This window comes from Mesorhizobium sp. ArgA1, assembly GCF_053714375.1.
Genome location: NZ_JBSKBQ010000077.1, coordinates 1 through 2,064, shown reverse-complemented (window position 1 = coordinate 2,064; position 2,064 = coordinate 1). Strand labels below are relative to the sequence as shown.

Sequence of the window (2,064 nt, the reverse complement as noted above, 5' to 3'; positions counted from 1 at the left end):
CCTTCCTGCGGCTTTTCCTTTGCCGTATCCGGGATGATGATCCCGCCGGCGGTCTTGGATTCGGATTCGACCCGGCGAACGACCACGCGGTCATGCAGTGGACGGAACTTCGACTTTGCCATTTTTTGGATTTCCCTGGTGCTGATGCTGAACGGTTCCCCGTTGCCGGAGCGCGATTAGCACTCACCGAGGACGAGTGCTAACAAGGGGGGTGGATAGGCGGTTGGCAATCCCGTGTCAAGGGCGAAGAACAGCGGGAATGGAGCACGCCCAAGGGAGACGGCGGTGCGGCACTACTGAGCTGATGTTTTGCAAGGCGTGGATATTTCGACCGAGCGACTCAGGCCTTGCGATTTTTCGCTTTTCCTGCGTCTATCTCCAAGTCTCTAATGAACGGCTTGGCTTACGGCCAGGCTACGCTGCAATTGTTATGAAGGAATACAGTATGGCGACAGGAACCGTGAAGTGGTTCAACAGCACCAAGGGCTTCGGCTTCATCCAGCCCGATGGCGGCGGTCAGGACGTGTTTGTCCACATTTCCGCCGTTGAGCGTGCGGGGCTATCGACCCTCGCCGATGGTCAGAAGATCAATTATGAGATCGAGCAGGATCGCCGCACCGGCAAGTCCTCGGCCGGCAATCTCAGCAAAGCAGGCTGACTTTCGCCCGCCGCCGCTCGTCAAGCGCACGGTAGGCTAACTCAACTGGATGGCCGCAGCGGATTGCTGCGCGCCTTCCAGAATTGCCTGTGCAACAACATCGTTTGCAAGTGAAAGGCGGGACTTCTCCCGCCTTTTCATATTCGGCGCAGTGTTGCGGGCAGCTGATATGGGCCAGACGACGGCGGCGGCGATCAATCAGGCCGCGGGCTCCTTGCGGGTCCGCTTCGCAGCCGCTGGTTTTTCCGCTTCCTTGGGCTTACGGCCGAGGCCCATGGTCTTGGCCAATGCCGAACGTGCGGCGGCATAGTTTGGCGCGACCATCGGGTAGTCCGCCGGCAGACCCCATTTCGCGCGGTATTCGTCCGGCGTCAGGCCGTAGTCAGTCGACAGGTGCCGCTTCAGCGATTTGAATTTCTTCCCGTCTTCCAGGCAGATGATGAAGTCCGGCGTGACCGATTTCTTGATCGGCACGGCAGGCTTGAGAGCTTCCGGCTTGTCAGGCGCGACGCCACCGGCCGTGCCCTTCAGTGCTGCATGTACCTGCCCGATCAGGGCCGGGAGTTCCCCGACCGGAACTGGATTGTTCGAAACATATGCCGAGACGACATCGGCGGTGAGTTCGATGAGGGCATCAGTTGTGTTGTTGTCGGCTTCTTCTGTCACGGAACGCTCCTTATGGCATGATCAGCAGTCGGCGAAGTTCCACCCCATAGTGATGCCCACCGCCGAAAGCAATGATTGCCTGGCCGGCTATGGCGATGGTCATCCCGCAATCCGGTCATGGCGTCTGCAGGTCAGGTTCCTCCCAGAAAGTCTTGCCCGACCAAGCGCGGAAGACAGGTCTAGCCCTTCTTTGCCCGATTGTGGTGCGGCGGAGCTCCTCAACGGTTGTCGCCGAGAACCTGGCCTCTAAGCTGCCGCCAACAAGGCCTGGTCGGCCCGAAGCTGCCAAAATGGCCAACTATGTAACGTTAGGATGGTTTCCGTCTCTTGCTCTGTCACATTAGATGGAACGCCCCTCTTTGTGCTGGTCTTTCAGCACCAAAGCGTCATGGGGGCGAGGCTGTCGCAGAAGTCCTCGGCAAGGAGCCGGTCAGGAGCGATCAGTATTCTCGGTTCACATTACACCACGACACACGCCAAAAAGTTACGCGATTGTGTACGTTACGAACAAACTATCCAGCGGTAGCATAATAGTGATCATGCAAGCTACAACCGGGTGTTTGGTGTATGGCTATTATTCTCGTCACCTATGACTTGAAACAGCCTTGCGCAATTACGATAAAGTACATCAAACATAACTATACGTGACGCAAAGGGGTCGAAGTAATTACTCACGCCCTTGTCAGGGGCAAGAATCCCTGAATCTATGGGGATATGGATCGCACTGATTTGCAGCGTCT

The 2,064-nt window shown here is 57.1% G+C and carries 4 protein-coding genes and 1 pseudogene; 1 reads left to right on the top strand and 4 read right to left on the bottom strand.

Annotation, left to right across the window (positions count from 1 at the left end; all coding sequences use genetic code 11):
* A pseudogene (locus tag ACWGTI_RS32305) lies at positions 1-122 on the bottom strand (co-chaperone GroES); the annotation flags it as partial.
* A 323-nt stretch (positions 123-445) separates the two neighbouring features.
* Here ACWGTI_RS32305 and ACWGTI_RS32300 point away from each other — a divergent pair.
* Positions 446-658: a cold-shock protein gene (locus ACWGTI_RS32300; RefSeq protein ID WP_120019260.1), complete on the top strand. Its 213-nt coding sequence runs from the start codon at positions 446-448 to the stop codon at positions 656-658.
* A gap of 36 nt (positions 659-694) precedes the next feature.
* Here the strand turns inward: ACWGTI_RS32300 and ACWGTI_RS32295 are convergent, their stop codons facing one another.
* From ACWGTI_RS32295 to ACWGTI_RS32285, 3 genes are all read right to left on the bottom strand, one after another.
* Positions 695-856, bottom strand: coding sequence for a hypothetical protein (locus tag ACWGTI_RS32295; protein WP_454578919.1), 162 nt, complete (start codon positions 854-856; stop codon positions 695-697).
* A complete protein-coding gene (locus tag ACWGTI_RS32290) occupies positions 857-1,324 on the bottom strand; it encodes a MucR family transcriptional regulator (protein ID WP_454578920.1) in 468 nt (155 codons plus the stop codon). It lies immediately after the preceding gene.
* Positions 1,325-1,870: 546 nt separating this feature from the next.
* Positions 1,871-2,064 (bottom strand): hypothetical protein (locus ACWGTI_RS32285; protein ID WP_454590635.1); only part of this gene is annotated, 194 nt, incomplete at its 5' end.

Bases quoted from the DNA above. Each gene is read 5' to 3' on its own strand.
- ACWGTI_RS32300 (WP_120019260.1), top strand. From the start codon at position 446: ATGGCGACAGGAACCGTGAAGTGGTTCAACAGCACCAAGGGCTTCGGC.